General features: G+C 71.5%; 23 protein-coding genes. 13 read left to right on the forward strand and 10 right to left on the reverse strand.

Annotation, left to right across the window (positions count from 1 at the left end):
• Nucleotides 1-97 precede the first annotated feature (97 nt).
• On the forward strand, nucleotides 98-1,189 hold the full coding sequence (locus tag ACFV9W_RS02300; protein WP_385754645.1) for a Gfo/Idh/MocA family protein: 1,092 nt from the start codon (nucleotides 98-100) through the stop codon (nucleotides 1,187-1,189).
• A gap of 13 nt (nucleotides 1,190-1,202) precedes the next feature.
• On the opposite strand, the gene ACFV9W_RS02305 is transcribed toward ACFV9W_RS02300, so the two are convergent.
• The 4 genes from ACFV9W_RS02305 to ACFV9W_RS02320 all read right to left on the reverse strand — a co-directional run bounded on the left by ACFV9W_RS02305 (nucleotide 1,203) and on the right by ACFV9W_RS02320 (nucleotide 5,384).
• Nucleotides 1,203-1,661 carry a MaoC family dehydratase gene (locus ACFV9W_RS02305; RefSeq protein ID WP_385754648.1) on the reverse strand — a complete coding sequence of 153 codons (459 nt, stop codon included), beginning with the start codon at nucleotides 1,659-1,661 and terminating at the stop codon, nucleotides 1,203-1,205.
• Between the two features lie 2 nt (nucleotides 1,662-1,663).
• Nucleotides 1,664-3,040, reverse strand: a complete 1,377-nt coding sequence (locus ACFV9W_RS02310) for an MFS transporter (RefSeq protein ID WP_385754650.1) — start codon at nucleotides 3,038-3,040, stop codon at nucleotides 1,664-1,666.
• 90 nt (nucleotides 3,041-3,130) lie between these two features.
• Nucleotides 3,131-4,357 carry an acetyl-CoA C-acetyltransferase gene (locus ACFV9W_RS02315; protein WP_385754653.1) on the reverse strand — a complete coding sequence of 409 codons (1,227 nt, stop codon included), beginning with the start codon at nucleotides 4,355-4,357 and terminating at the stop codon, nucleotides 3,131-3,133.
• A gap of 124 nt (nucleotides 4,358-4,481) precedes the next feature.
• Nucleotides 4,482-5,384, reverse strand: coding sequence for a LysR family transcriptional regulator (locus tag ACFV9W_RS02320; RefSeq protein ID WP_385754656.1), 903 nt, complete (start codon nucleotides 5,382-5,384; stop codon nucleotides 4,482-4,484).
• 163 nt (nucleotides 5,385-5,547) lie between these two features.
• Here ACFV9W_RS02320 and ACFV9W_RS02325 point away from each other — a divergent pair, with 163 nt between their 5' ends.
• The 3 genes from ACFV9W_RS02325 to ACFV9W_RS02335 all read left to right on the forward strand — a co-directional run bounded on the left by ACFV9W_RS02325 (nucleotide 5,548) and on the right by ACFV9W_RS02335 (nucleotide 8,854).
• The gene (locus ACFV9W_RS02325) at nucleotides 5,548-6,465 is read left to right on the forward strand and encodes a CoA transferase subunit A (protein WP_385754906.1); all 918 of its coding nucleotides are present in this window, start codon (nucleotides 5,548-5,550) and stop codon (nucleotides 6,463-6,465) included.
• A 29-nt stretch (nucleotides 6,466-6,494) separates the two neighbouring features.
• Complete coding sequence (locus ACFV9W_RS02330) at nucleotides 6,495-7,277, forward strand: CoA-transferase subunit beta (protein ID WP_385754658.1); 783 nt, start codon at nucleotides 6,495-6,497, stop codon at nucleotides 7,275-7,277.
• Nucleotides 7,278-7,342: 65 nt separating this feature from the next.
• On the forward strand, nucleotides 7,343-8,854 hold the full coding sequence (locus ACFV9W_RS02335) for a 3-hydroxyacyl-CoA dehydrogenase (RefSeq protein WP_385754661.1): 1,512 nt from the start codon (nucleotides 7,343-7,345) through the stop codon (nucleotides 8,852-8,854).
• Nucleotides 8,855-8,856: 2 nt separating this feature from the next.
• Here ACFV9W_RS02335 and manD read toward each other — a convergent pair whose 3' ends face one another.
• The 4 genes from manD to ACFV9W_RS02355 are packed head-to-tail and all read right to left on the reverse strand — an operon-like array spanning nucleotide 8,857 to nucleotide 14,091.
• Nucleotides 8,857-10,074, reverse strand: a complete 1,218-nt coding sequence (gene manD / locus ACFV9W_RS02340) for a D-mannonate dehydratase ManD (RefSeq protein WP_385754664.1) — start codon at nucleotides 10,072-10,074, stop codon at nucleotides 8,857-8,859.
• A 40-nt stretch (nucleotides 10,075-10,114) separates the two neighbouring features.
• The gene (locus ACFV9W_RS02345) at nucleotides 10,115-11,638 is read right to left on the reverse strand and encodes a mannitol dehydrogenase family protein (protein WP_385754667.1); all 1,524 of its coding nucleotides are present in this window, start codon (nucleotides 11,636-11,638) and stop codon (nucleotides 10,115-10,117) included.
• Nucleotides 11,635-12,693, reverse strand: a complete 1,059-nt coding sequence (locus ACFV9W_RS02350; protein ID WP_385754670.1) for an NAD(P)-dependent alcohol dehydrogenase — start codon at nucleotides 12,691-12,693, stop codon at nucleotides 11,635-11,637. Before ACFV9W_RS02350 ends, ACFV9W_RS02345 begins: the two co-directional genes overlap by 4 nt.
• A gap of 42 nt (nucleotides 12,694-12,735) precedes the next feature.
• Entirely contained in the window at nucleotides 12,736-14,091 is a 1,356-nt protein-coding gene (locus ACFV9W_RS02355; protein WP_385754671.1) for an MFS transporter, read from the reverse strand.
• A gap of 121 nt (nucleotides 14,092-14,212) precedes the next feature.
• On the opposite strand from ACFV9W_RS02355, the gene ACFV9W_RS02360 reads away from it, so the two are divergent.
• A complete protein-coding gene (locus ACFV9W_RS02360; protein ID WP_385754674.1) occupies nucleotides 14,213-14,992 on the forward strand; it encodes a GntR family transcriptional regulator in 780 nt (259 codons plus the stop codon).
• A gap of 4 nt (nucleotides 14,993-14,996) precedes the next feature.
• Here the strand turns inward: ACFV9W_RS02360 and ACFV9W_RS02365 are convergent, their stop codons facing one another.
• A complete protein-coding gene (locus tag ACFV9W_RS02365) occupies nucleotides 14,997-15,569 on the reverse strand; it encodes a TetR/AcrR family transcriptional regulator (protein ID WP_385754677.1) in 573 nt (190 codons plus the stop codon).
• 145 nt (nucleotides 15,570-15,714) lie between these two features.
• On the opposite strand from ACFV9W_RS02365, the gene ACFV9W_RS02370 reads away from it, so the two are divergent.
• The 8 genes from ACFV9W_RS02370 to ACFV9W_RS02405 all read left to right on the forward strand — a co-directional run bounded on the left by ACFV9W_RS02370 (nucleotide 15,715) and on the right by ACFV9W_RS02405 (nucleotide 25,569).
• The gene (locus tag ACFV9W_RS02370) at nucleotides 15,715-16,449 is read left to right on the forward strand and encodes an SDR family oxidoreductase (protein ID WP_385754679.1); all 735 of its coding nucleotides are present in this window, start codon (nucleotides 15,715-15,717) and stop codon (nucleotides 16,447-16,449) included.
• 29 nt (nucleotides 16,450-16,478) lie between these two features.
• Nucleotides 16,479-17,006 (forward strand): GNAT family N-acetyltransferase, encoded by a 528-nt coding sequence (locus ACFV9W_RS02375; RefSeq protein WP_385754680.1) that lies wholly within the window; start codon nucleotides 16,479-16,481, stop codon nucleotides 17,004-17,006.
• 117 nt (nucleotides 17,007-17,123) lie between these two features.
• Nucleotides 17,124-18,407, forward strand: coding sequence for an ABC transporter substrate-binding protein (locus tag ACFV9W_RS02380; RefSeq protein WP_385754683.1), 1,284 nt, complete (start codon nucleotides 17,124-17,126; stop codon nucleotides 18,405-18,407).
• A 48-nt stretch (nucleotides 18,408-18,455) separates the two neighbouring features.
• A complete protein-coding gene (locus ACFV9W_RS02385; protein WP_385754686.1) occupies nucleotides 18,456-19,388 on the forward strand; it encodes a carbohydrate ABC transporter permease in 933 nt (310 codons plus the stop codon).
• A 35-nt stretch (nucleotides 19,389-19,423) separates the two neighbouring features.
• Complete coding sequence (locus tag ACFV9W_RS02390; protein WP_385754688.1) at nucleotides 19,424-20,266, forward strand: carbohydrate ABC transporter permease; 843 nt, start codon at nucleotides 19,424-19,426, stop codon at nucleotides 20,264-20,266.
• 2 nt (nucleotides 20,267-20,268) lie between these two features.
• On the forward strand, nucleotides 20,269-21,285 hold the full coding sequence (locus ACFV9W_RS02395; protein WP_385754691.1) for a LacI family DNA-binding transcriptional regulator: 1,017 nt from the start codon (nucleotides 20,269-20,271) through the stop codon (nucleotides 21,283-21,285).
• 75 nt (nucleotides 21,286-21,360) lie between these two features.
• Nucleotides 21,361-23,289: a cellulase family glycosylhydrolase gene (locus tag ACFV9W_RS02400; RefSeq protein ID WP_385754694.1), complete on the forward strand. Its 1,929-nt coding sequence runs from the start codon at nucleotides 21,361-21,363 to the stop codon at nucleotides 23,287-23,289.
• Nucleotides 23,290-23,295: 6 nt separating this feature from the next.
• Complete coding sequence (locus ACFV9W_RS02405; RefSeq protein ID WP_385754697.1) at nucleotides 23,296-25,569, forward strand: glycoside hydrolase family 3 N-terminal domain-containing protein; 2,274 nt, start codon at nucleotides 23,296-23,298, stop codon at nucleotides 25,567-25,569.
• Nucleotides 25,570-25,575: 6 nt separating this feature from the next.
• Here the strand turns inward: ACFV9W_RS02405 and ACFV9W_RS02410 are convergent, their stop codons facing one another.
• Nucleotides 25,576-26,529 carry a LysR family transcriptional regulator gene (locus tag ACFV9W_RS02410; protein WP_385754699.1) on the reverse strand — a complete coding sequence of 318 codons (954 nt, stop codon included), beginning with the start codon at nucleotides 26,527-26,529 and terminating at the stop codon, nucleotides 25,576-25,578.
• Between the last annotated feature and the right edge of the window lie 127 nt (nucleotides 26,530-26,656).

Here is a 26,656-nt window from a genome sequence, read left to right on the forward strand (position 1 = left end):
TCGCTCACCCCCGGTGTTTGATTGACGCAAGATCGTGCACTTCGCGGCGGAGGCCTCGTCCCCCGAATCCACCCCGCCCGAAGGGACGTCACACCCCATGAGCCGCAGCGTCAACGTCGGCATACTCGGCACCGGTTCGATCTTCCGGGCCTACGCCGCCGGCATCGCCACCATCCCCGAGCTGACCGTCACCCGTGTCGCCGACGTGGACCTGGAGCGGGCCCGCACGGCCGCCGCCGAGTTCGGCATCCCCGCCGCGGGCACCACCGAGGAACTGCTGGCCGACGACGGCGTGGAGATCGTCGTCAACATCACCCCGCCCGCCGTGCACGCGCCCCTCAACGAGGCCGCCCTGCGCGCCGGGAAGCACGTCTACACCGAGAAGCCGCTGGCCGCGACCACCGAGCTCGCGCGCGCCAACCTCGTCACCGCGACCGAGACGGGCCGCACGTTGGGCGGCGCGCCCGACACGTTCCTCGGCACGGCCGGGCAGACGGCGCGCGCCGCGATCGACGACGGCCTGATCGGCACACCGTTCGCCGCGACCAGCTTCGTCCGCTCCAGCCGGGTGCAGGCGTGGCACCCGAGCCCCGGCTTCTTCTTCCAGGCGGGCGGCGGTCCCGTCCTCGACTGGGGTCCGTACCATGTGGCCGCCCTGGTCAACCTGTTGGGCCCGGTGCGCGATGTCATGGGCGCGAACACGATGGCCGAGAAGGAGCTGGCGGTGACGGCTCCCGAGCGGACCGTCGAGTCGGTGCCGGTCGAGGTGCCCACGCACGCCACCTCCATCCTCCGCTTCGACTCGGGGGTGCTGGCGACGGTGATGTACTCCTTCGACGTGTGGGACACCGAGCTGCCGCACCTGGAGATCTACGGCACCGGCGGCACACTCTCGCTGCCGGACCCCAACACCTTCGACCGGCCGGTGCGCGTCAAGCGCCGCGGTGACACCGAGTGGAGCGAACTCCCCGCGGTGACCGCGGCGAAGGCGCCCGCCAGCGGACCGTTCCGCGGCCTCGGCGTCCTCGACCTGGCCCGGCACCTGGACGGCGGCCCACACCGCGCGTCCGGCGAGTTCGCCTTCCACGTCCTCGACGTCCTGGAGCGGATGTCCCTCGCGTCCCCGGAGTCCGGGGCGCTCACGGTGCTCTCGTCCGTGAAGCGGCCGGCCCCACTGGACCGGCCCTGAGACACCGACCGGCTTACGGGTAGAAGTGCGTGAGCGACTCCGCCACGCATGCCGGCTTCTCGGAGCCCTCCAGTTCGAAGGTGAAGGACCGCGTCATCTGCACCCCGCCCCGTGCCACCTCCGTCACGTCGGCGACGGAGGCGTGCAGCCGTACGCGGCTGCCGACGGGCACGGGCGCCGGGTAACGCACCCGGTTGACACCGTAGTTGAGGGCCCGGCCCACGCCCTCGACCTTGAGCAGCTCGCCGAACATCGGGATGCCCCAGCTGAGCACCATGTAGCCGTGCGCGATGGTGCGTCCGTACGGGCCGGAGGCGGCGCGTTCGACGTCGGTGTGGATCCACTGGTGGTCCCCGGAGACGTACGCGTACGCGTCGATGAGCTCCTGGGTGATCTCCTTCCAGTCGGAGTGCCCGAGGTCGCGCCCGGCGAGGCCGAGGATCTCCGGGATGCCATGGACGGTCAGAGGCATGCTCAGGCTCCGTTCGTGGTTGCGGTCGCGGGGCTCTGCGCCGGGCCCGGCCGGCTCTCGTCCTCAAGCGGGGCTTCAAATGCCAGTTCGTCGTGGTTGGGGCGCTTGAGCAGGAGGAGCATGCAGCCCAGCGTCAGCGCGACCTGGAACAGGGCGTAGGCGATGACCGCGGCGATGGACCCGGTCCGGTTGAGGAGGAACTGGCCGACGATCGGGGTCGTGCCGCCGAGGATCGTGCCGCACAGCTGGTAGCACAGGGAGATGCCGGTGTAGCGCAGGTGGGCGGGGAAGCGGCTGGCGAGCATGCCGGCCAGGGCCGCGTAGTACAGGCAGTGCGGGATGGTGGCGACGGCGACGCCGAGCATCGCGAGGCCGTAGTTGTTGGTGCCGATGAGGAGGAACATCACCGGCAGCAGGACCAGTTCGGGCACCAGCATGACGGTGACCGCGCGGGACCAGCTCTTCATCCTGGTGGCGAGCACGGCGCCGAAGGGCTGGACGAGGACCTGCGTGATGTTGGCGACCAGGATGATCGTCAGGAACGAGCTGCGGTCGAAGTCGAGCGACGTGGTGGCCCAGGACAGGGCGAACGTCGACTTGAAGTACGTCGCGGACAGGCCGATGGTGCAGGCGCCGATGCCGAGGGCGATCAGGCCGGGGTGGCTGCGCAGCACCTCGGTGATCGGCAGCTTGGCCACTTCCTTCTTCTCGATGAGCTTGGCCATGGCCGGGGACTCGGCGACCTTGAGGCGGACCAGGAGGCCGACGAGGACGAGGACGGCGGAGGCGAGGAACGGGATCCGCCAGCCCCAGGACACGAAGGCGTCGTCGGGCAGCTGGCTGATCGCGAGGAAGCTCAGCGTGGCGAGGGTGTTGCCGACGGGCGAGCCCTGTTGGGCGAACGCCCCGTACAGCACCGACTTGCCCTTGGGTGCGCTCTCGGAGGCGATGAGGACGGAGCCGCCCCACTCGCCGCCGAGGCCGATGCCCTGGATCATGCGGATGCAGACCAACAGGATCGGCGCGGCGACACCGATCGAGGCGTAGCTCGGCAGCAGGCCGATCGCGGTGGTGGAGATGCCCATCATCAGGAGCGTGATGACAAGGGTCTTCTTGCGGCCGAGGCGGTCGCCGAAGTGGCCGAAGACGATGCCGCCGATGGGGCGGGCGAGGAAGCCGACCCAGAAGGTGGCGAAGGCGACCAACGTTCCGATGGCGCCGTCCAGTTCGGGGAAGAACACCTTGTCGAAGGCGAGCGCCGCCGCGGTGCCGTAGATGTAGAAGTCGAACCACTCGATGGTGGAGCCGACGAAGGCACCGAATCCTGCCCTGTTGGCGGTTCTGGTCTCCGCACGTGAGGTGGCGGTGGACGCACTCATGGGTCGCTCCGTGAACGTCGTTGATCAAGCGGATGGGGGCGGGGGGAACTGCGGGCGAAGCGTGGGGAGTTGGGGTGCGGTGAGGGGGTGTTACGCGGCGATGCGCTCGAAGACCGCGGCGAGGCCCTGGCCGCCGCCGATGCACATGGTCTCCAGGCCGTAGCGCGCCTCGCTGCGATGCATCTCGCGGGCGAGCGTGGCGAGGATCCGGGCGCCGGTGGCGCCGACGGGGTGACCGAGGGAGACACCGGAGCCGTTGATGTTGATGCGCTGCTCGTGGTCCTTCTCGCCGAGGCCCAACTCGCGGGTGCAGGCGAGGACTTGGGCGGCGAACGCCTCGTTCAGCTCGATCAGGTCGAGGTCGGCGAGGGCGAGTCCGGCGCGCTCCAGGGCGGCGCGGGTCGCAGGGACGGGGCCGATGCCCATCGTCTTCGCGGGCACTCCGGCGCGGGCGAAGGAGACGAGGCGGACCAGCGGCGTGAGGCCGAGGCGTTCGGCGGTGGCGGCGCTGGTGACGAGGCAGGCGGCGGCCGCGTCGTTCTGGCCGCTGGCGTTGCCCGCGGTGACGGTGGCCTCGGGGTCGGCCTTGGCCATGATGGGCCGCAGCTTGGCGAGTTGCTCCGCGGTGGTGTCCGGGCGCGGGTGCTCGTCGGCGCTCACGACGGTGTCACCCTTGCGGCCCCGTACGGTGACGGGCACGGTCTCCGCGTCGAAGCGGCCCTCCTGGGCGGCGCGGGCGGCGCGCTGTTGCGAGCGCAGGGCGAGGGCGTCCTGGTCGGCGCGGCTGACGCCGTACTCGCGGCGCAGGTTCTCGGCCGTCTCGATCATGCCGCCGGGCACGGGGTGGTTCACCCCGCCCGCCGTGACCCGGCCGCGCGCGAGCGAGTCGTGGAGCTGGAGGCCCGGGCCCTTGATGCCCCAGCGGCCCTCGTGCGTGTAGTACGGGGCGGCGCTCATCACGTCGACACCACCGGCGATGACGACCTCGCTGAACCCGGCCCTGACCTGCATGGCGGCGTCGAGGACGGCCTGGAGTCCGGAGCCGCAGCGCCGGTCGATCTGGGCGCCGGTGACCGTGTCGGGTAGGCCGGCGTCCAGGGCGGCGACGCGGCCGATGGCCGGGGCGTCGGACGAGGGGGAGGCCTGCCCGAGGATCACCTCGTCGACCCGGTCCGGGTCGATGCCGGTGCGGGCGACGAGCTCGGAGACGACGCGCGCGGCGAGCGCCGCCGGTGTCTGCCCGGCGAAGGCCCCGCCGAAGCGTCCGATGGGGGTGCGCAGCGGTTCGCAGATGACGACATCGGCCTGTTCGGGCACGGCGGAACACCTTTCGGGCGGCTCAGGGAGGTGAGCCGACCATCGCACCCGACCGCTGAGTCGGTCCAATACCAAGTTTTCGATCCATCAAGACGGACGGCGTCTCAATCGCTGCCCGGCCGTTTCAATCGGCGTCCCCGGGAGTCGGCAGCGCCTCCTCGCACACCGCGAGCACCGCACGCAGGGCGGCGGAGGGGTTGTCGGCCCGCCAGGCGAGGGCCGCCTGGCGCCGGATGCGCGGTCCCGCGAGGGGCCGGTAGACCAGTCCGGTCTGCTGGATGTGCCGCACCGAGGACACCGTGAGCGTGACACCGACACCCGCCGCGACGAGCGCGAGGATCGTGTACGAGTCGGGGGCCTCCTGCACCACGCGCGGGTTGAACCCGGCCGCCTCGCAGGTCTCGACCATGGCGTCGCGGACCGTGGACCCGGCGTTCGCGGGGAAGGAGACGAAGGGCTCGTCGGTGAGGATGCCGATGGGGATCTCGTCGAGCGCGGCGAGGTGATGGTCGGACGGCAGCGCGCACAGCAGCTCCTCCTCGTCGATGACCCGGTGGGCGACACCCGGCTGAGTCACCGGCAGCCGTACGAAGCCCAGGTCGAGCGAGCCGTCCGCGACCCGGTCCAGGGCCACATTGGCGTACGTCTGGCCCTTCATGACCAGCTCGATGTCCGGGTGCGCGGCCCGCACCGCGCGGGTGAGCCGGGGCAGCGTCTCGTGGCTGGAGGCACCGGCGAACCCGATGGTGACCCGGCCGAACTCCCCGCGCCCGGCCGCCTTCGCGGCCCGCACCGCCGTGTCGAGGTCGTCGAGCACGGTCCGTACGGGTTCGAGGAAGGACTCCCCCGCACTCGTGAGGCGCACGGAGCGGGTGTTGCGCTCGAAGAGCTGGACGCCGAGCTCCTTCTCCAGCTGCCGGATCTGCTGGCTCAGCGGCGGCTGCGCCATCTGCAGCCGCTTGGCGGCCCGGCCGAAGTGCAGCTCCTCCGCGACGGCGGTGAACGCGGTGAGATGACGCAGCTCCACGAGCCCGCCCCCATTCATCAATCAGGAGATTCATCGATCAGAAGATTCATTAACCTGGAGTCTTGATCCGACCTTAATTTGGTATTGGACGGCAATCAATAGGCGCTGACACGGTAGGGCGACCACTACGCACTCACGGAGGAGCACCGTGTCACCCAAGGTCATGTCGATGAAGGAGGCCGTCGCCACCTTCGTGCACGACGGCGCCACCGTCAGCATCGAGGGCTTCACGCACCTCGTCCCCACCGCCGCCGGACACGAGATCATCCGGCAGGGGCGCAGGGACCTCACGGTCGTCCGGATGACGGCGGACATCGTCGTGGACCAGATGCTCGCAGCGGGCTGCGTCTCGCGCCTCGTCTCCTCCTTCGTCGGCAACTCCTCCGCGGGTTCGCTCGGTGAGCTGCGCCGCAGGATCGAGCGCGCCGACCCGGCGCCGCTGGCCTTCGAGGAGTACAGCCACTACGGGATGATCTGCCGCTACCTGGCCGGCTCCCAGCGCCTGCCGTTCTTCCCCCTGCGCTCCTACGGCGGCAGCGACCTCCCCGGCATCAACAACGCGCTGCGGAAGGTCACTTCGCCCTACCCGGGGCGGGACGGCGAACCCGAGCAGATCTACGTCGTCCCGCCCGTGAACCCGGACGTCACGATCATCCACGCGCAGCGCGCCGACCGCCGCGGCAACACCCAGATCTGGGGCCTCACCGGCATCCAGGCCGAGGCGGTGTACGCGGCCGACAAGGCGATCGTCGTGGTCGAGGAACTCGTCGAGGACGACGTGGTGCGCTCGGACCCCAACCGCACGCTCGTCCCCGCCCATGCCGTGGACGCCGTCGTGGTGTGCCCGCGCGGCGCGCACCCGTCGTTCGCGCAGGGCTATTACGACCGCGACAACGCCTTCTACCGTGCCTGGTCGCACATCAGCAAGGACCCGCAGCGCCTCCAGGACTGGCTGACGGAGTGGGTGTACGGGACGGCCGACCACGCCGAGTACGTCGCCAAGCAGGGCGAGGAGTTCTGGGCGGGCCTCGCGGTCGGCGAGCTGCTCAGCGAACCGGTGAACTACGGACGGCGACTGTGAGCGCGACACACGAGAAGGATCAGAACACCATGACTGCCACGCCCGAGACCGCTGACACGGTCACCTCTTCGGAGCTGCTCTCCGTCGTCGCCTCCCGCGAACTGGCCGCCCGCCGCACGGTGTTCGCCGGCATCGGCCTGCCCACCCTCGCCACCGAACTGGCACACCTCACGGTCGCCCCGCAGATCGAGGTCGTCTACGAGTCCGGGGTGTGCGGCGCGCACCCCTCGCACCTGCCGGAGACCATCGCGGACGCCGTGCTCATCTCGGGCGCCGAGGCGGTCCTTTCGATGCCGGCCCTGTTCGGCTGCGTGCTGCAGGGCGGACACATCGACGTCGGCTTCCTCGGCGCCGCGCAGATCGACCGCTGGGGCAACCTCAACACCTCTGTCATCGGCGACTGGGAGAGCCCGACGGTGCGGCTGCCCGGATCCGGCGGCGGCATCGAGGTGATGGCCAACTCCCGTGAGGTCTTCGTCGTGATGCGCCGCCACAACCCGCGCTCCTTCACCGAGACCCTCGACTTCTGCACCACCCCCGGCCCCGACCGTGCGCTCGCGGAGGGCATCAGGCCGCTCGGCGTCGGTGTCACCCGTGTCATCACCGAACTCGGCATCCTGGCCCGCGAGGGCATCGGCGAGGAACTGCGGCTCACCGCGGTGCACCCCGGTGTCACGGTCGAGCAGGTCAAGGAGGCCACAGGCTGGGACCTCCAAGTCGCCGACCAGGTCGGGACGGTGGAGCCGCCGAGCGCGGCGGAGCTGCGGCTGCTGCGCGAGGACGTCGACCCCGGGCGCGTCTACCTCCGCTGACACATCCCGTACACCCCTGCTTCAGCACTGCACACCTCCCGTATCTACGAAAGGTCCCCACCGCAATGCGTATCAGGATCGTCGGCGCCGGAGCCATGGGCCGCGGCATCGCCCAGTGGGCGGCGAGCGCCGGACACACCGTCGAGCTGGGTGACGTCCGGGCGGAGGCGGTGCGGGAGGCGGTCGATTTCGTGCGGTCGATGCTGGACCGCGCTGTCGCCAAGGGCCGTATGAGCACCGAAGACGGCGAGGCGGCCGTGGCACGCCTCGTCCCGCTGGACGATCCCTGGGCGCCTGGCCCCGACGTGGATCTTGTGATCGAGGCCGTGCGGGAGGACCTGGACACCAAGGCGGAGGTCTTCGGGAAGCTGGAGCGGGCGCTCCCGGCCACCACCGTCTTCGCCACCAACACGTCCTCCTTGTCGGTGACGCGGATCGCGGCGACGCTCGACGACCCGACGCGCCTCGCGGGCCTGCACTTCTTCAACCCCGTGCCGCTGATGCGGATCGTGGAGGTGGTGCCGGGTGCCGCGACGCGCCCCGAGATCGCCCCCGCGCTCACCGCGCTCGTCGAGGGCTGCGGGCACCGCGCGGTGACCGTGGCCGACACACCAGGATTCCTGGTCAACCACGCCGGGCGCGGTCTCGTGACCGAGGCTCTCGCGCTCCTTGAGGAGTCGGTGGCGCGCCCTGCGGACATCGACCGTGTCGCGCGCGACGTACTGGGCCTGCGGATGGGCCCGTTCGAGCTGATGGACCTCACCGGGCTCGATGTCACGGCGGCGGTCATCGACTCGATCTGGCAGGGCTTCCGCCATGAACCCCGGCTGCGCCCGTCGTACCTCACGCCGAACCGGGTGACGGCGGGCCTGCTCGGCCGCAAGACCAAGCAGGGCTGGTACGCGTACGGTCCCGACGCCCCCGACACCGCCACGGAGGCGCCGATGACGGGGAACGCGGACCGGCCGGTGTTCGTGGCGGGCGACGACACGGCGCTGCGCGAGGCCCTGACGGCGTCCGGCACCACCGTGGAGACCGGCGAGAAGCCGTCCGCCGACGCCGTCGTCCTGGTCCCGGTCTGGGGCACCACCGTGGCCGACGCGGTCGCCGCCCAGGAACTCCCGGCCGCACGCACCTTCGGCGTGGACCCGCTGTCCGTGCCGACCGGTAGGCGTGTGCTGTCGGTGACCCCGGCGGCCGACCCGGCCGCCGCCCGCGACGCACGCGCGGTGCTGGCGCGCGGCGAGCACACGGTGACAAGCGTCCGGGACACCGCCGGTTCGGTGGCCCAGCGCCTGCTCGCCTCGGTGGTGTCGGTCGCCGCGTCCATCGCCGAGCGCTCCCTCGCCGCACCGGCGGACATCGACCTGGCGGTGACGCTCGGCCTCGGCTACCCCGTCGGCCCGCTGGCCTGGGGCGACCGCGTGGGCGCCGCCCGCATGCTGGACCTGCAACGGTCCCTGCACGCGAGCACCGGCGATCCCCGCCACCGCCCGACCCGCTGGCTCACCGAACGCGCCCTGCTGGGGCTGCCGTTGACCGACGCGGGCACGGCGCCCAAGGACTGCGCCGACTGACCTCACCAGTCGTGCACGCCCCCGTCCTTCAGGCGGTTCACCGGCAGGTACTTGCGCTCGTAGGGGAACCGCTCGGCGGCCTTCTCGTCGAACTCGACGCCGATGCCGGGGCGGTCGCCGGGGTGCATGAGGCCGTCCTCGAAGGTCCAGGACGTGTGGAACACCTCCTCGTATCCGGGGAGGTGGGCCATGTACTCCTGCATGCCGAAGTTCGGGACCGACAGGTCGAGGTGGAGCGCGGCCGCGAACGAGGCCGGGGAAAGGTCGCCCGCGCCGTGCGAACCGGAGCGCACCCCGTACAGTTCCGCGAGCGAGAAGATCCTGCGCAGGTGCGTGATGCCGCCCGCGTGGGAGACGGAGGCGCGGATGTAGTCGATCAGCCGGTTGGTGATCAGGTGCTGGCAGTCCCAGATCGAGTTGAAGATCTCGCCGACCGCGAGCGGCGTCGTGGTGTGCTGCCGGATGAGCCGGAACGCCTCCTGGTCCTCGGCCGGCGTCGGGTCCTCGATCCAGAACAGGCGGTACGGTTCGAGGGACTTGCCGAGCCGGCCGGCCTCGATCGGGCTGAGCCGGTGGTGCACGTCGTGCAGCAGGTGGAAGCCGTAGCCGAATTCCTCGCGGACGGCGGCCATGTACTCGGGCACGAAGTCCAGGTAGGCGCCGGTGTCCCAGACCTCCTCGGTCGGCAGGCTGCCGTCGGCGGGCTCGTAGGTGTCGCCGTCGCCCTTGCGCATGCCGTAGACGCGCTCCAGGCCGGGGACCGCCGCCTGGGCGCGGACCGCGCGGAAGCCCTTGTCGCGGAATCGCCGTACGTCGTCGACGAGTTCGGGGATGGTGTTGCCGCTGGCGTGCCCGTAGACGGTGACGCCGTCGCGGGCGGCGCCGCCGAGCAGCTGGTAGACGGGCAGGTTCGCGACCTTGCCCTTGATGTCCCACAGGGCGACGTCGACGGCGGCGATGGCGGTCATGGTGACCGGGCCGCGCCGCCAGTAGGCGCCCTTGTAGAGGTACTGCCACAGGTGCTCGATGCGGGCCGGGTCCTGGCCGATGAGCGTCGGGCAGACGTGGTCGCGCAGGTAGGAGGCGACGGACAGCTCGCGGCCGTTGAGGGTGGCGTCGCCGATGCCGGTGACACCGTCGGACGTGGTGATCTTCAGGGTGACGTAGTTGCGGCCGGGGCAGGTGACGAAGACCTCGGCGGAGGTGATGGTGGCGGGCATGCGGTGCCGTTCTCTCGTGGGGGCGTCGGTGGGTGGTGTGTCAGTCGCGGGCGGCGGCTGCCCGTAGCGCGGCCTCGGCTCCGTGCGCGTCGAGGATCCGGGCGAACTCGGCGACCGTGTCCGCGAACTCCTCGTGCTGGGCGGCCCCTTGGGGCAGCAAACCGCCTTCGGCGAGCAGCAGGCGGGCCTTGCCCTCGGGGCCGCTCGCGCGGGAGGCCAGTTCGGCGAGGCGGGCGCGGGCGCCGTCGTGGACGGTGCCGAGGCTCCGCTCGTCGTACGCGTCGTCGGCCGTGATCACCCGTACGTACGCGGCGAAGCCGAGCGCGAGGAGGCGTGGCACGCGTCCGGCGGCCAGCGCCTCGGTGATCGTTCCGGCCCAGCGCACGGGGATCTTCAGGGAGCCGTCGGAGCCGACCTGGGCCGTGCGGTGGCCGAGTGCCGGGTTGGCGAAGCGGTCGAGGAGTTCACCGATGTAGGTGTTCCCTGACATGCCGTCGGGTTCGGGGACGGTCGGCAGGATCTCCTCGCGCATCGCGAACTCGACTGCCCCGCCGAGGAGTTCGTCGCCCACGGCCCGGTCGATGGAAGCGTGGCCGCGCAGCAGTCCGAGGTAGGCCAGGAGCGAATGGGCGCCGTTGAGCAGGCGCAGCTTCATCAGCTCGTACGGCGCCACGTCCTTGGCGAACACCGCGCCCGCCTGCTCCCACGCGGGCCGCCCGGCGCGGAAGTCGTCCTGCATCACCCACAGTTTGTACGGTTCGGCGGGCACCGGCACGGTGTCGCGGACGCCGAACGCGCGGGCGGCCAGGGCCCGGTGCTCGTCGGTGGTCGCGGGGGCGATCCGGTCGACCATGCTGTTCGGTGTCGAGACCGAGGCGTCGGCGTACGCCTGGAGGTCCTCGCGCTCACCGGACGGCAGCTCGGCGACGAACTCCCCCAGCAGGGAACGGAGTCGGTGCCCGTTCTCCATGAGGTTGTCGCAGCCGAGGACGGTCACGGGCGGGGCACCCGCCCGGAGCCGCTGTTGCAGACCGCGCGCGATCAGGCCGAGCGCGGTGCGCGGGGTGCCGCCCGCGAGGTCGGCGCGGATCAGCGGGTCGTCCAGGTCCAGCCGGCCGTCGGCGCCGAAGGTGTAGCCCTTCTCCGTGACCGTGAGGGAGACGATGCGGGTGGTGGCCGCGCCGATGGCGGCGACCACGTCCGCGCCCTGACCGTCGGCGACCAGGCCCGCGTGGTGCACACCGGGCACACTCGCGGCGACGGCGCCGTCGCGGTGCAGCGTGAGCACGGTGTAGAGGCCGTCCTGCGCGGCCATGCCCTCGATCACCGGTCGGGGCCGGGCTCCGGGCGTGGTGGAGACACCGGTGATCCCCCACGGGCCATCGGTGTGCCGCAGCGCGTCGGCGGTGTACACGGCCTGGTGGGCACGGTGGAAGTTGCCGAGGCCGAGGTGGACGATGCCGGACTCGGGTGTCGGCGGCGGCAGTCTGAGGCCCGCGACCGGCAGCGCGGCGCGTGCCATGCGCGGCAGCGCGCGGTGTTGCGCGCCGTGCCGTGTGCTCACGCGACCACCTCGCCGGGCGTGACGAGCACCTTCATCTGCGTACGGCCGGTGAGCGCGGTGTGCAGCGCCTCGTCCGCCCGCTCCAGCGGGAACTCGGCGGTGACCAGCCCGTCGAGGCGCACGCGTCCGGAGCCCGCGAGCCGCACGGCGGCCGCGAAGTCCCCGGCGGCGTACCGGAAGGAGGTGAGCAGGGACATCTCCTGGCGCTGCATCCAGGCCAGCGGGAGTTCGGTCAGCGGGCGGTTCGGGTTGCCGACGACGACGGCGGTGCCGCCGGGGCGCAGGGCGCGGATCCCGGAGACCAGGGCGGGTCCGACGCCGGAGCAGTCGAGGACGGTGTCGTAGCCTTCCGGGTCGGCGAGCGCGTGCGCCCGGTCGGGGTCGGGGGTGAGTGCCGTCGCGTCGACGGTTTCGGCGCCGAGCCGGGCCGCGAACTCCCGGCGCGCCGGGGCGACGTCGGACACGGTCACGAGCGCCCCGGAGGCGGCGGCGACCTGGGCGACGAGCACACCGATGGGGCCCGCGCCGGTGACCAGGACCCGCTCGCCGGGCGCGACGGCCGCGCGGCGCACGGCGTGCACGGCGACCGCGAGGGGCTCGACGAGCGCGCCCAGCTTCACGTCCATGCCCGCGGGCAGCGGGTGCACGAAGTCCCTTGGTACGGCGATGTGTTCGGTGAGCGCGCCGTCGGTGGGCGGCGAGCCGAAGCAGGTGCCCTTCGGGCACAGGTTGTAGCGCCCGGCCCGGCACAGGGCGCAGCGCCCGCAGGGATGGGCCGGCTCGATGGCGACGGGCGTGCCGTGGGGCAGGTCGCCCGCGCCCGCGCCGTGGCCGACGATCAGCCCAGCGGGTTCGTGGCCGAGGACGGTCGGCTGCCGCAGCACGTTGGGCCCGTTCTCGCCGTGCTCGTAGTAGTGCAGATCGGAGCCGCACAGGCCGACGGCGCGGACGGCGACGAGGACCTCGCCGGCGCCCGGCTCGGGCACCGGACGGTCCTCCGCTCGCAGGTCCTTGGGCCCGTGCAGCACGGCGGCGCGGTGCGTGGTGGTGGCCACGGGGCGCCCCTTTCTCTCGTACGGAAGGTGTTGCCGAAGGTGTCAGGCGCGGACCGGCAGCGGTTCGACGCGCTTGATGACGAACGCGTAGGTCAGGGCGCCGACGACGGACAGGGCCCCGGAGACGAGCAGCGGCACCAGATACGAGCCACCGGAGGCCGCCAGCAGGAAGCCGGTGACGATCGGGCCGAGGACACCGGCGACGTTCGAGGCGAAGTTCTGGATGCCGGCGAGGGAGGCGACATGCCCCGCGCTGGGCGCGACATCGGCCGGAAGCGAGGCGACGGACGCGGTGGAGAAGGTCAGCGAGGCGTAGCTCAGGGAGAGCAGCGCGAGCGCGCCGGACGCGGTCGGCACGACGACGGCGAGCGCGATGACCGACGAGCACAGGGTGCCGGAGATCAGGCACGTCTTGCGGACCTTGGTGATGGACCAGCCCTTGCGCAACAGCCGGTCGGCCGTGTAACCGCCGAGCAGCGAGCCCACGATGGCGACGAGTCCCGGGACGGTACCGAAGAAGCCAAGGGAGAGGAGGTCGAAGCCGCGCTCGTCGACGAGGTAGCTGGGGAACCACGTGATGAAGAAGTAAATGACGTAGTTGAGGCAGAAGAAGCCGAGCATCATGCCCCAGACCGTCCGGTACCGGAACAGGTCGCGCCAGCGCACCTTGGGCGCGTCGCCCTGGTCGGCGGGTGTCTCCTCGACGCGGGCGCCGCCCGCCTCGATGTACTCGCGCTCCTCGTCGCTGAGCCTCGGGTGGTCGGCGGGCTCGTGGTAGAGCCGCCACCAGGCGAAGATCCACAGGAAGCCGAGCAGTCCGCACACGACGAAGGCGATCCGCCAGTGGAAGGCGGAGACCAGCGCCGTGACGAGCGGCAGGGCGATGGCGGTGCCGACCCGAGCGCCGTTGTCCCACACGCTGTTGGCGAGGGTGCGTTCGCGCCTCGGGAACCAGCGCGAGACGGCCTTGGCAGCCGCCGGATACCCGCCGGCCTCGCCCGCGCCGAGCAGCATCCGCGCCCCGACGAGCGAGCCGACGCCGCGCACCAGGCCCATACCGATGGTGGCCAGGGACCACCAGATCGCGCCGAGCGCGAAGACCCGCTTCACGCCGTACTTGTCGAGGAGCGCGCCGGCGGGCAGCTGGCAGATCGCGTACGTCAGGAAGAACGCGCTGAGGACGAAGCCCTGGGTCTCCGGGCCGATGTGCAGGTCCTTGGACATGGCGGGCAGCGCGACGCTGAGCGTGGAGCGGTCGAGGTAGTTGACCGCGAGACCGCCGAAGCAGAGCACGACGATGCCCCAGCGGACGTTCTTGCCACGGCCGCGGGGACGGGGTGGCGGGGTGGTGCCGGACGGCGTCGTCACCTGGGGGCCGGTGACGGGGTGGCTGGTCATCGTTGACCTCCGGTCGGGAGCGGGCCTGTCACTTTCTACCCGCGCCATCGCTTACATACAAGGCTTGTATGTAAGAACTTGTATGGAAGAATTTCCGCAGCTGAGGTGAGAAGGTGGCGGCATGCGGGACGAGCAGCGACGAAACAAGAAGACGGCACGGCGCACGGCGGAGACCCCGACCGTGACCCCCCGGGAGTCCAACCGGGTACGTGTGCACGCGACGATCCGCGCCCGCATCACGTCCCTCGAACTGCCGCCGGGCGCCCCGCTGTCGGAGAACGAGCTCGCCGCGGAGCTCGACGTCAGCCGCACGCCGGTGCGCGAGGCGCTGATCCTGCTCGGCGAGGAGTCGCTGGTCGACATCTTCCCGAAGCTCGGTACGTTCGTCTCACGGATCAGCGTCGACGCGGTCCTGGAGGCCCAGTTCATGCGCGAGGCGCTCGAACTGGCCGCGCTGCGCGAGGCGGTGAAGCGGGCCGACGGCGAGGACATCGAGGCGCTGCGCGCGATCCTCGACGCGCAGCGCGCCGCGTTCGAGGCGGCGGACGACGACCTGTTCTTCGAGCAGGACGAGGCGTTCCACCGCCGCCTGATGGAGGCCAGCGGCCACCGCACCCTGTGGCGCACGGTCACCACGGCCAAGGCCCACCTCGACCGCGCCCGCCGGCTCAGCCTGCCGCTGCCGCGCCGTATCGAGCACCTCATCGACGAGCACCGGGCGGTGGTCGACGCCCTGGAGGAGCGCGACGCGGCCCGCGCGGAGGAGGCGCTGCGCGGTCACCTCCAGGGTGTGTTCGACGACATCGGCACGATCCAGGCGGACCGCCCCGAACTCTTCGTGGAATCGGCGGAGTTGACACCGCCCAGCAGGCCGCGCGCCCACCCGGGGCTGCGCGCCTGAGGGTTCAGGGAGTGTGCCGCAGCCCGTCCAGGGTGAGGTCGAGGAGCCGCTCGGCCTGGGCCCGCTGCTCGGGCTTCGCCGAGGTGAGGGCGACCCCGGCGAGGGCGGCGAAGATGTCGCTCGTCGGGATGTCGGAGCGGATCACCCCGGCGCGCGTACAGGCCTCCATCAGTTCGGCGATGGAGGCCTCGATCATGTCGCGGCTGTGCCCGTACGGGTTGCCACCCTCGGCGGCCATGGCGCGCAGCGCGTCGGCCATGCCGTGCTTGGCGCTCGCGTAGTCCATGAAACGGCGGGTCCACGCGCGCAGCGCCTCGAACGGCGGGTGCGCCGCGAGCAGCTCGGGCACGGCCTCGCAGAGCTGGGCCACCTCGTTGCGGTAGGCCGCTTCGATCAGGACCTCGCGGGTCGGGAAGTTGCGGTACAGGGTCGCGCTGCCGACCCCCGCGGCCTTGGCGATGTGCTCGAGACGGGCATCGAGGCCGTCCTCGGTGAACACCCGCACCGCCGCGGCCAGGATCTTCTCCCTGTTCCGTCGCGCATCCGCCCTCAGCGGCCGCTGATCACCTCGGTCCACCACCGGCCCCTTTCGTACCCACTTGCTAAATGGAGGCTACCCCACTTACGGTCACGCCGTCAGCCTAAGTGGGGACCTCCCCACTTCTACTCTGGGGAGGGCACGCCCCGGCCTGCCCACACCCACCCGCCTCGGAAGGACCACCATGTCGGGAATCGAAGGCAAGGTCGTGGCGATCACGGGCGCCGGCAGCGGCATCGGCGAGGCCACCGCCCGGCTGCTCGCGGAACGCGGCGCCAAGGTCGTCCTCGGCGCGCGCCGCACCGAGCGCCTGGCAGATCTCGCGGGCCGCATCGAGAAGTCGGGCGGCCAAGTCGCTTGGATCCGCACCGATGTGACGGTGCGCCAGGACGTGGCCTCACTCGTCGAGTTGGCCCGCGACCGCTTCGGCAGGCTCGACGCGCTCGTCAGCAACGCCGGGATCGGACCGATCTCCCCACTGGACGACCTGTGCGTCGAGGACTGGGAGAACATGATCGACGTCAACTTCAAGGGCGTGCTCTACGGCATCGCGGCCGCGCTGCCGGTCTTCCGTGAGCAGGGCTCGGGCCACTTCGTCAACGTCGTCTCCACCGCCGGGCTGCGGATCGTCCCGACGCAGGCCGTGTACGCCGCCACCAAGAACGCGGTGCGCACCCTCTCCGAGGGCCTGCGCCAGGAGGCCGGTGACAGCCTGCGGGTCACGGTCGTCTCGCCGGGTGTCACGCGTACGGAGTTCGCGGACCACATGGCGCCGGAGGTGAAGGAGCGGATCGCCTCGTCCATGGGCGACATCGGCATCCCGCCGGAGTCGATCGCGCGCGCCATCGCCTTCGCCGTCGAGCAGCCGGACAACGTCGACGTGGGCGACATCGTCGTACGTCCCACGGCACAGGGGTAGTTGGGCCCGCCGCCTGTTACCGTGCGCCGATGGAAGCGCTGGAGCTCGCCGCCTGGCCGCCGGAGCCGATCCGGACCGAGCGGCTCGCACTCCGCGGGTCCGAGGCCCGGGACCGCGCGGCGTTCGTCGACTTGCTCGCCTCGCCGGAAGTGCACACCTACCTCGGCGGACCCCGGCAGCGCGACGCACTCGAACGCGAGTTGCCCGCAGTGCCCGAGCGGTGGCCCGGGAGCTTCGTCGTCGAGCTCGACGGGGCGATGATCGGGCAGATCCTGCTTCGGAGGGCGCCCGCACGCCAACGCCCGGCCGCCGCGGGCAGGGCCGACCTCGGCTATCTGTTCCTGCCGCGGGCCTGGGGCTTCGGGTACGCGGCCGAAGCGTGCGCGGCGGCGCTCGACTGGGTCGCCGACACCCTCCCCGGCGAACCGGTGGTGCTCACCACCCAGACCGCCAACACCGGTTCGATGCGGCTCGCCGCGAAGCTGGGGTTCACCGAGGTCGAGCGGTTCGAGGCCTGGGGCGCCGAGCAGTGGCTCGGCGTGCGGGCCCCCCGCTGAGCCTCGCCCCGTAACACCTCATCCGCTCCAAGGGGTTGACCCCACTCCGCTTCCTGCTTACGTTGCTCGCACCCCGAAGGTATATCGATATACCAACGCGACAGGAGGCCTCCCGCCTTGCGCTCCCCGATGAATCGACGCGGCTTCATGGCTCTGGGTGCGGGCCTTGCGGCGGTGCCTGCGCTCAGCGCGTGCGGCGCGTTCTCCGCCTACGGCTCGGACCCCGACACCTTGGTCATCCACAGCCAGATGGGCGGGAACGCGCCCGGCTCCCCCACGTTCCGCGCGGTGGTGAACCGGTTCCGCAAGGAAAACCCGGACATCACCGTGAAGAACCTGATCAACGGCGACGACCTGGGGCAGGTCTACGAGACCTCGCGGCTCGCGCGCGCCGAGGCCGATGTCGTGATGGTCAACCTCTACGACAAGACACTGTCGTGGACCGAGGTCGGCGCCACCGTTCCGGTCGGCGGCTATCTCGACGACTGGGGGCTGCGCGAGCGCGTCATCCCGAAGGCCGTGACCGAGTGGACCGACACCGAGGGCCGGCTGCGCGCGTTCCCCTACATCGGGACGAACTGGCCGATCGCCTTCAACCACGCGCTCCTTGAACGGGCCGGAGTCGACACACCTCCGACGACATCCGACGAACTCGTCGCCGCCGCGAAGAAGTTGCGCGGCAAGGGCATCACCCCGTTCACCGTGGGCGGCAACGACTGGACGGGGCAGAAGCTGCTCGCCCAGATCATCCAGACGTTCCTGTCTCCGGCCGAGGCCCGGCACCTGTACCGCGAGGGTGACTTCAGCGGCTCGCGCGGCGCCCAGGAGGGCATCGCGTACTTCGTGGATCTGCGGGACGCCGGGGTGTTCGCCGACAAGGCGCAGGGGCTGATGTCCGACTCGATGACGACGCAGTTCAACACCGGGCACGCGGCGATGCAGTCGGCGATGTCCTCCGCTCTCGCCAGCGTTCCCGACAACGTTGTCAAGACCACCTCGGTGGGTGGTTTCCCGCTCCCCGGCGGGGCGGTCCAGAAGAAGCCGACCATCCTGCGCACGTACACCGTCTCCGGCTTCTGGATCAGCCCGAACGGCGTCAAGAAGATCAAAACGGTGGAGCGGTTCATCCGGTTCATGTACCGGCCGGACGTCGTGGACCGGTTCGTCACCGAGGGCGGGCGCGACATGTCGGTGGTCACCGACGCGCTCAGCACGGACTTCCCGCTGGTGGCGAAGGCGCAGCGACTCGGTGACTCCGTCGGCCAGGTGGTGCTCCCGGACCAGTACATTCCGGCCGCCGCCGCGCAGCCGCTGATCCAGGCGACGTCGACGGCCTTCACCCCCGGTACCTCCGCGCGTGCCATCCGCACGGCGCTGGAATCCGCGTACCGCTCCGCCTGAGCCCTCCGAACGTCGAACGTCGAACGTCGAGAACGGAAGTCGACCCCGATGACGATCACAACGCCCCGGCCCGCCGTCGGCGCGGGCCGCGCCCCCTCCCCCGACACGACCCGTCCGAGCCGCAAACGCCAGGGCGGCACGATCCTCGCCGTGCCCGCGCTCGTCTGGTACCTGCTGTTCATGGTCGGCCCGATGGTCTCGATCTTCGTGATCGCGGCGCTGCACTGGCCGGGCATGCTCCAGCCGGTGTCCTTCGCGGGCCTCGACAACTTCCGTACGGTCTTCGCCGATCCGGCCTTCTGGGCGGCCGTGCGCAACACGGTGGTCCAGCTGGCGATCGCGCTGCCGGTGATGATCGTGTGCGCGTACATGATCGGCTACTACGTGGCGCAGCAGCCGCCGGGCCACCGCGTCATCCGGTATCTGCTGTTCGTGCCGGGCCTGATCTCGACGCCGGCGAAGGCGATGGTCTTCTACGCGGCCCTCTCCCCCGACGGGCTGCTCAACGGCGCCCTGTCGGGGCTCGGCCTCGGCTCGCTCACCGACGCGTGGCTGGCCAGCCCGTCGACGGCCCTGTACTGCCTGATCGCGATGGACATCTGGGCGGGCATCGGCTTCACCGCCGTACTGTTCGCCGCCCGTCTGTCCAGCGTCCCCGAGGACCTCGGCGAGGCCGCGCAGTTGGACGGGGCGGGGCACTGGCGGACCATGTGGGGCATCCACTTCCCGGTCGTGCGGGACTACGTGGGTGTGGTGACGATGCTTCAGCTGCTGTGGACGCTGTTCGGCTCCGCGCAGTACGTGCTGCTGCTCACCCAGGGCGGCCCCGGCACCTCGTCGACGACGCTGTCCTTCCTCGTCTACCAGAAGGCGTTCATCGAGGCGGACCTCGGCTACAGCCAGGCCGTGGGCGTGGTGCTGTTCCTCGCCGGGCTCGTGGGCCTGCTGACCGTCCGCCGCGTCTTCCGCGCCAGCCACTGAGCCCTGCGCCCTGAGCCGATCGGAGCTGTTTTCCCATGAGCAAGAGTCATGCGAGGTTCGGGCGGTCGTGGTGGCCCGCGCACATCCTGGTGTGGGGGTACGCGGTGCTGCTCGCGGTGCCGCTGTACTACTTCGTCGTCTCCGCGTTCAAGTCCAACGACGCGATCTTCGGCAGCCCGCTGGCGCCGCCGACCTCGTTCGGTTTCGACAATTTCGCGACGGCCTTCCGGACCGCGGGGCTCGGCACGGCCGTGTTCAACTCGGCCCTGGTGACCGTCCTTTCACTCGTCCTGACGCTGGGGCTCGCCGTCCCGGCTGCGTTCGCGCTCGCCCGGTCCGAGAGCCGGGCGGCGTCGGTGATCGAGAAGGTGTTCTCGCTCGGGTTCCTCATCCCGACGTTCGCCGCCCTGTTCCCCACCTTCCTGCTCGCGGCGGCGACCGGCCTGTTCCACACCCGTACGTTCATGGTGCTGTTGCTCCCGGCGACCGCGCTGCCGCTGTCGGTGGTGATCCTGGTGCAGTTCATGCGGACCATCCCGAAGGAGATGGAGGAGGCGGCGCGGATGGACGGCGCCTCGACCTTCGCGGTGCTGCGCCACATCTATACGCCGATGTGTCTGCCGGGCATCGCGACGGTGCTGCTCCTGAACTTCCTGAGCTTCTGGAACGAGTACCTGTACTCCCTCGTCCTCATCGGCCCCGATCCGGACCTGCGCACGATCCAAGTCGCCCTGCCCACGCTGAAGTCGGTGACCGGCACGGACTACGGTGTGCTGACGGCGGGCACCGTGCTCACCCTCGTGCCGGTGTGGGTCGTGTACACGGTGCTCCAGAAGCGCATGCAGACGGCGCTCGTCAGCGGGGCGGTGAAGATGTGAGCATGCCGAACAAGAGCAGGCGCCCCACCATCAAGGACGTGGCGGCCGAGGCCGGGGTGTCACCGGCCGCCGTGTCGAAGGTGTTCAACGGCACGGGACGGATCTCCGAGCAGACCCGCCGCCGCATCCAGGACGCGGCCGCGGGCCTCGGCTGGTCGCCGAACGCGGCGGCGAGCGCCCTGCGCCGCTCCCGCAGCCACACCATCGCCCTCGTGGTGCGCCGCCCCAGCGATGTCCTGGGCACGGACCCGCACTTCAGCGAGCTGATCAACGGTCTGGAGAGCGAGCTCGCGCCGCGCGGCTACGGTCTGCTCCTGCACCTCGTCGCGGACGTCGACGAGGAGGGCCGGCTGTACGAGCGGCTGGCCGCCGAGGGCCGGGTGGACGGCGCGGTGCTCACGGAGAGCCGCATCGACGACCCGCGGCCCGCCCAACTCCGGCGCCTGGGGCTGCCGTTCGTGCTGCTCGGCGGTCCCGACGGGGTGATGCTCAGCCGCCAGGAGACCGGTGTCACGGAGGCCGTGGAGCATCTGCTCGCTCTCGGCCACCGGCGGATCGGCTATGTGTCCGGGCCGCCCGAGCTGGTCCACTCCGGGTTCCGGCAGGGCGTGCTCACCGATGTGCTCGCCCGGGCCGGGCTCTCCCCGGCCGCCGTGATCCCCACGGACTTCGGTGCGGAGGCGGCCATCGCCGCCACGGAGCGACTCCTCGCCCTCTCCCCACGGCCCACCGCGATCGTCTACGCCAACGACTCGATGGCGATGTGCGGCATCGGCGCCGCCCAGCGCGCTGGCCTCTCGGTCCCCGGCGAGCTGTCCGTCATCGGCTACGACGACCTGCCGCTCGGCCGCTGGCTGCACCCCCGGCTCACCACCGTCGACCAGCGGGTGACCGTGGTCGGGGCGGCGGCCGCGCGGGTGCTGCTCGCGGAGGTCGGCGAGGAGCACGTGCCCGCGCCGGAGCTGGCGGAGAGCCCGCGGCTCGTCGTACGGGAGTCGACGGGCCCCGCGGCCCCGTAGGCCCAACTCCCTTGGGCCCGGTAGGCCCAACTCCCCTTACTCATACGCCCTTTCTGTACCTTCTTCTGGAGCACCATGCGTCGCCACAGCGCCCAGCTGTCCCACCACCCCGCCGTCCTGCCCTGGCTCGGTGCCAACTACTGGTCCCGTACCGGTGGTCCGCTCATGTGGCGGAACTACGACCCCGCGGTCGTGCGCGAGGAGTTGCGGGTCCTCCGCGACCACGGTCTGAACATGACGCGGTCCTTCTTCTACTGGCCCGACTTCCACCCGGAGCCGCACCGCGTCGACGAGGAACTCTGCGACCGCTTCCGGGACTTCCTCGACGCGCACGAGGAACTCGGCATGGGGTCCGTGCCCACCTTCATCGTCGGCCACATGTCCGGCGAGAACTGGGACCCGGCCTGGCGCGGCGACCGCGATCTGTACGAGGACGTGTGGATGGTCGGCCGGCAGGCGTGGTTCGCGAGCGAGATGACGCGCCGGTTCAAGGACCACCCGGCGGTGACCGGCTGGCTGATCACCAACGAGATGCCGGGGTACGGCCGGATCTACCAGGTCGACCCGCCGGCCTCGGACGTGGTGACGGCATGGGCGCAGTTCATGTGCCAGGCCGTGGTGGCGGCCGGTGCCACGCAGCCGGTGTCGCTCGGCGACGGCGCGTGGGGCATCGAGGTCACCGGCAAGGACAACGGCTTCTCGCTGCGTGACACCGACCCGTACGTGGACTTCGTGGGCCCGCACGTCTACCGCTCGGACACGGACCGGCCGCGCCAGCACTACCGGGCCGCTTTCGAGTGCGAGCTGGCCGCGGTGACCGGGAAGCCGGTGATCCTGGAGGAGTTCGGCCTGTCCACGGACACCGTCTCCGCGCGCAACGCGGGCGTCTACTACCGGCAGACGCTGCACAACTCGCTGCTCGGCGGCGCGACCGGCTGGATGGCGTGGAACAACACGGACTACGACGACCTGTGGGAGCAGTCGCCGTACGACCACCACCCGTTCGAGATGCACTTCGGGATCACGGACAGTGCGGGCCGCCCGAAGGAGCCGCTGCGTGAACTCGCCGCGTTCGCCGACGTGTTGAAGACGGTCGACTTCCCGCGCTGCCGCCGCACGGACGCCGGAGCGGCGCTCGTGGTCCCGGCGTTCCTGGAGAAGGGCTACCCGTACAGCCGCCCCGCCGACCGGCCGCTGATCTTCAGCTCTCTGCACCAGGGGTACGTCGCCGCGCGCGGCGCGGACCTCCCGGTGGGCTTCGCGCGCGAGGTGGACGGGCTGCCGGAGGACGGCGACGTACAGCTGTATCTGCTGCCGTCCACACGGCAGTTGACGACGCGGACGCGGCGCGGTCTGGAGGAGCGGGCGCGCGCGGGAGCGACGGTGTACCTGTCGTTCTGCTCGGGCGAGCACCCCGGTACGCGCGGGCCGTGGTTCCACGACCTGGACGGCCTGTTCGGGGTCGAGATACAGCTTTCGTACGGGGTGGCGGAGCCCATCGAGGACGACGAGCTGGCCATGACGTTCACCGAGGACTTCGGTGGCGTGCGGGCCGGTGAGACGCTGCGCTTCGCCGTCGCGGGCAACGAGGACAGCCGCGCGTGGCTGCCGGTCGTCCCGGACGGCGCGCGGGTCGTCGCGACGGACGCGCACGGCCGCCCGGCGCTGCTCGTCCACGAGATCGGCGCGGGCCGCGCGGTCCTCGCCACGTATCCGCTGGAGCACATGGCCGCGCGGACGGCGCACGTGAACCCGGAGCAGACGCACCGGCTGTACGCGGCGCTGGCCGAGGTCGCGGGCGCGGCCCGCCCGGTGACCGTGGACACGCCGCTGGTCAGCGCGGACACCCTCGTCCACGAGGACGGGCGGCGGTTCCTGTGGCTGGTCAGCCAGGCGGAGGAGGAGCTGACGGTGCGCCCTTCGGACCACCTGGGCAAGCCGCTCGACGAGGTGACGCTCGCACCGTACGGGGTGCGGGTCCTGGAACTCGACACGGAGGCCTGACACACCATGGAGCTGTACAAGGACGCGGGGGCGCCGCTCGCCGACCGGGTGCGTGACCTGCTCGGCCGTATGACACTCACGGAGAAGGTCGGCCAGGTCAACCAGCGGATGTACGGCTGGGACGCGTACGAGCGCACGGCGGAGGGACACGGGCTGACGGACGCGTTCCGTGAGGAGGTGGCACGGTTCGACGGGATGGGCGCGCTGTACGGCCTCCAGCGGGCCGACCCGTGGTCCGGTGTCACCTTCGCCGACGGCATCACGGCGGCGGACGGGGCGCGGGTCTCGGACGCGGTGCAGCGGCATGTCGTCGAGAACACGCGGCTCGGCATCCCCGTGCTGATGGTGGAGGAGGTGCCGCACGGCCACCAGGCGCTCGACGGGACCGTGCTGCCCGTGAACCTGGCGGTCGGCGCCACCTGGGACCCGGAGCTGTACCGGGAGGCGGCGGCGGCCGCGGCGGCCGAACTCCGGGCCCGCGGCGGGCACATCGCGCTCGTCTCCGCGCTCGACCTGGTGCGGGACCCGCGCTGGGGCCGCGCGGAGGAGTGCTTCGGCGAGGACCCCTACCTGGCGGCGCGGCTCACCGAGGCGCTGGTGGAGGGGATGCAGGGCACCGGCGACTCGTACGGCGCGGACCGGGCGGCCGTCGTGCTCAAGCACTTCGCGGGGCAAGGGAGTTCGGTGGGCGGGCGGAACAGTGCCGCCACCGAGATCGGCGCCCGGGAGCTGCACGAGATCCACCTCCCGGCGGCCCTCGCGGGTGTGCGGGCGGGGGCGGCGGGCGTGATGGCCGCGTACAACGAGTTCGACGGCCTGCCGTGCGCGGCGTCGCACGACCTGCTCACCGGGCTGCTCCGTGAGCGCTGGGGCTTCGAAGGCCTGGTGATGGCGGACGGTTGCGCGCTCGACCGGCTGGTGCGGCTGACCGGCGACCGGCCCTCCGCGGCGGCGCTCGCGCTGTCGGCGGGCACGGATCTGAGCCTGTGGGACGGGGTGTTCCCGGAGCTGGGGACGGCGGTGGAGCACGGTCTCGTACCGATCGCGGTGTTGGACACGGCAGTGGCCCGCGTCCTGACACTGAAGTTCCGGCTCGGGCTCTTCGAGCGTCCTTACGTCACCGAGTCACACGAAAAGGGCGCTGCTGCACGGGAGTTGAGCGAGCGCATCGCCCGCGCCTCGATCACGCTCCTGCACAACGACGGGGCGCTGCTGCCCCTCGGGCCCGACAAGCAGCGCATCGCCGTCATCGGCCCGAACGCGGACTCCGTCCCGCAGCAGATCGGCGACTACACCTCGCCGCAGCGGCCGGAGAGTGGTGTCTCGGTGCTCGCCGGGCTGCGGGAGGCCGGCGCCGACGTGACGTACGCGCGCGGCTGCGATCTGGTGGGCGACGACCGTGCGGGGATCGCGGAGGCCGTGGAGCTGGCCGCCGCGTCCGATATCGCGGTGCTCGTGCTCGGCGGTTCCAGCGCACGCGAACACGACACACGCTTCGACGACAACGGCGCCGCCATCATCGCCACCGGCAACCCGACGGAGATGACCTGCGGCGAGGGCGTCGACCTGGCCGACGTCCGGCTCGGCGCCGGGCAGCGGGCGCTCGCCGAGGCGGTGGCGGCGACTGGCACCCCGTGCGTGGCGGTCCTGATCCAGGGCCGCCCGCACGCTGTGCCCGAACTCGCCGACGGGGCAGGGGCGTTGGTCAGCGCCTGGTATCCGGGGCCGTGGGGCGGCCGGGCCGTCGCGGAATTACTCCTGGGCGCCTGCGAGCCGAGCGGACGGCTGCCCGTCTCGGTGCCCCGTTCCTCGGGTCAGCTTCCCGTCTTCTACAACTCCAAGGACCACGGCTTCCGCGGCTACGTGGACGAACCGGGGACGCCTCTGTACCCCTTCGGGCACGGACTGTCGTACACCACCACGGAGTTCGGCACACCACGTGTCTCCGGGAGGGTGTGCGAGGTTGATGTCACCAACACCGGGAGCCGTCCGGTCCGCGAGACCGTCCAGCTGTACGTGCGCCGGGTCGGCGGCGCGACGTCCTGGCCGCGCGTGCGTGAACTGCGGGGCTTCCGGCACGTGGACCTGGCGCCGGGCGAGAAGGCCACGGTCGTCTTCCCCCTCGACGACGCGGTCCTGGCCTCGGTGACCCGCTCCCTCGACCTGGCCGTGGAAACGGGCACGTACGAGATCGAGACCGGTCCCTCGTCGGACTCCACGCAGTCCGCGCCGCTCACGATCCCACCGGACTCCACGCAGTCCGCGCCGCTCACGATCTGACCGCCCTCAGCCGCGGCGCACCGCTCCGAGCTGCGCCCGGTCGAGTCCCGGCGCCGCGAACCGCCGCGCCACCGAGCGCAGGACACTCGCCATCGCCTGGGCGGGCGGCGTCGCGGGCCGGGACGTGGAGCGGGCGAGGAGGATGCGGCGGGTCGGCGCGGCGACGTCGGAGGCGAAGGGCAGCAGCCGGACGTCGCTGCGCCGGCTGGTGAGGGCGAGCCGGGGCGCGAGCGCGATGCCGAGTCCGGCGGCGACCATGGCCTGCGCCTCCTGGTAGTCGTGCGAGGCGTAGGCGATCCGCGGTTCGAAGCCCGCCTGGCGGCAGCTGCGGCGCAGCACGTCGGCGACGGGATGGTTGTCCGCCCGGATGATCCACTCCTGGTCGGCGAGGCCGCCGAGGTGTACGGGCGAGTGGGCTCGCAGCGGGGAGTCGGCGGGGACGACGAGGACCGTGGGGTCGTCGAGGAGATGGGTGAGCGCGAGGGCCGGGTCGTCGATCCGGTTCCACTCGTAGTCCCACAGCAGCGCCTGCTCGACCTCGCCCGTGTGCAGCATCTCGCGGAGTTCGGCGAGCACGCCCGCCCGTACCTCGATGCGGATACCGGCGTGGCTGCGCCGGAACTTGGTGAGCGCCAGCGGCAGCAGCGAGGCGCTCGCCGTGGGGAACGAGCCCAGTTGCAGCGTGCCCTGGTCGAGGGCGGCGAACGAGTTCAGGTCGGCCTCGGCCGCGCGCAGCTCACGGCGCACCGCGCGGCCCCGCTCGGCCAGCGCGGCACCCGCCGGGGTGGGCCGGATACCGCGCGGCAGCCGCTCCACGAGGGGCTGCCCCGCCTCCTGCTCCAGGAGCGACATCTGCTGGGAGGCCGCGGAGGTGGTCATGCCCAGCGCCTCGGCGGCCGCGGTGAGCGAGCCGCGCTCGGCGGCCTCGGTGAGGAGCAGCAGGCGACGCACGTTCAGCATGTGTTCACTTTAGCGCAGCTAAACCCGAGTGAAGTGAACTGCCATTGTCCCCAAGTCACGGCTCTGCGATGGTCTTGGCATTCGCCGGAACGGCCCCTTCCGTCGGCGTTCCCCATTGATCAAGGAA

It is taken from the genome of Streptomyces sp. NPDC059897 (genome assembly GCF_042730865.1).
Taxonomy (GTDB): Bacteria; Actinomycetota; Actinomycetes; order Streptomycetales; family Streptomycetaceae; genus Streptomyces.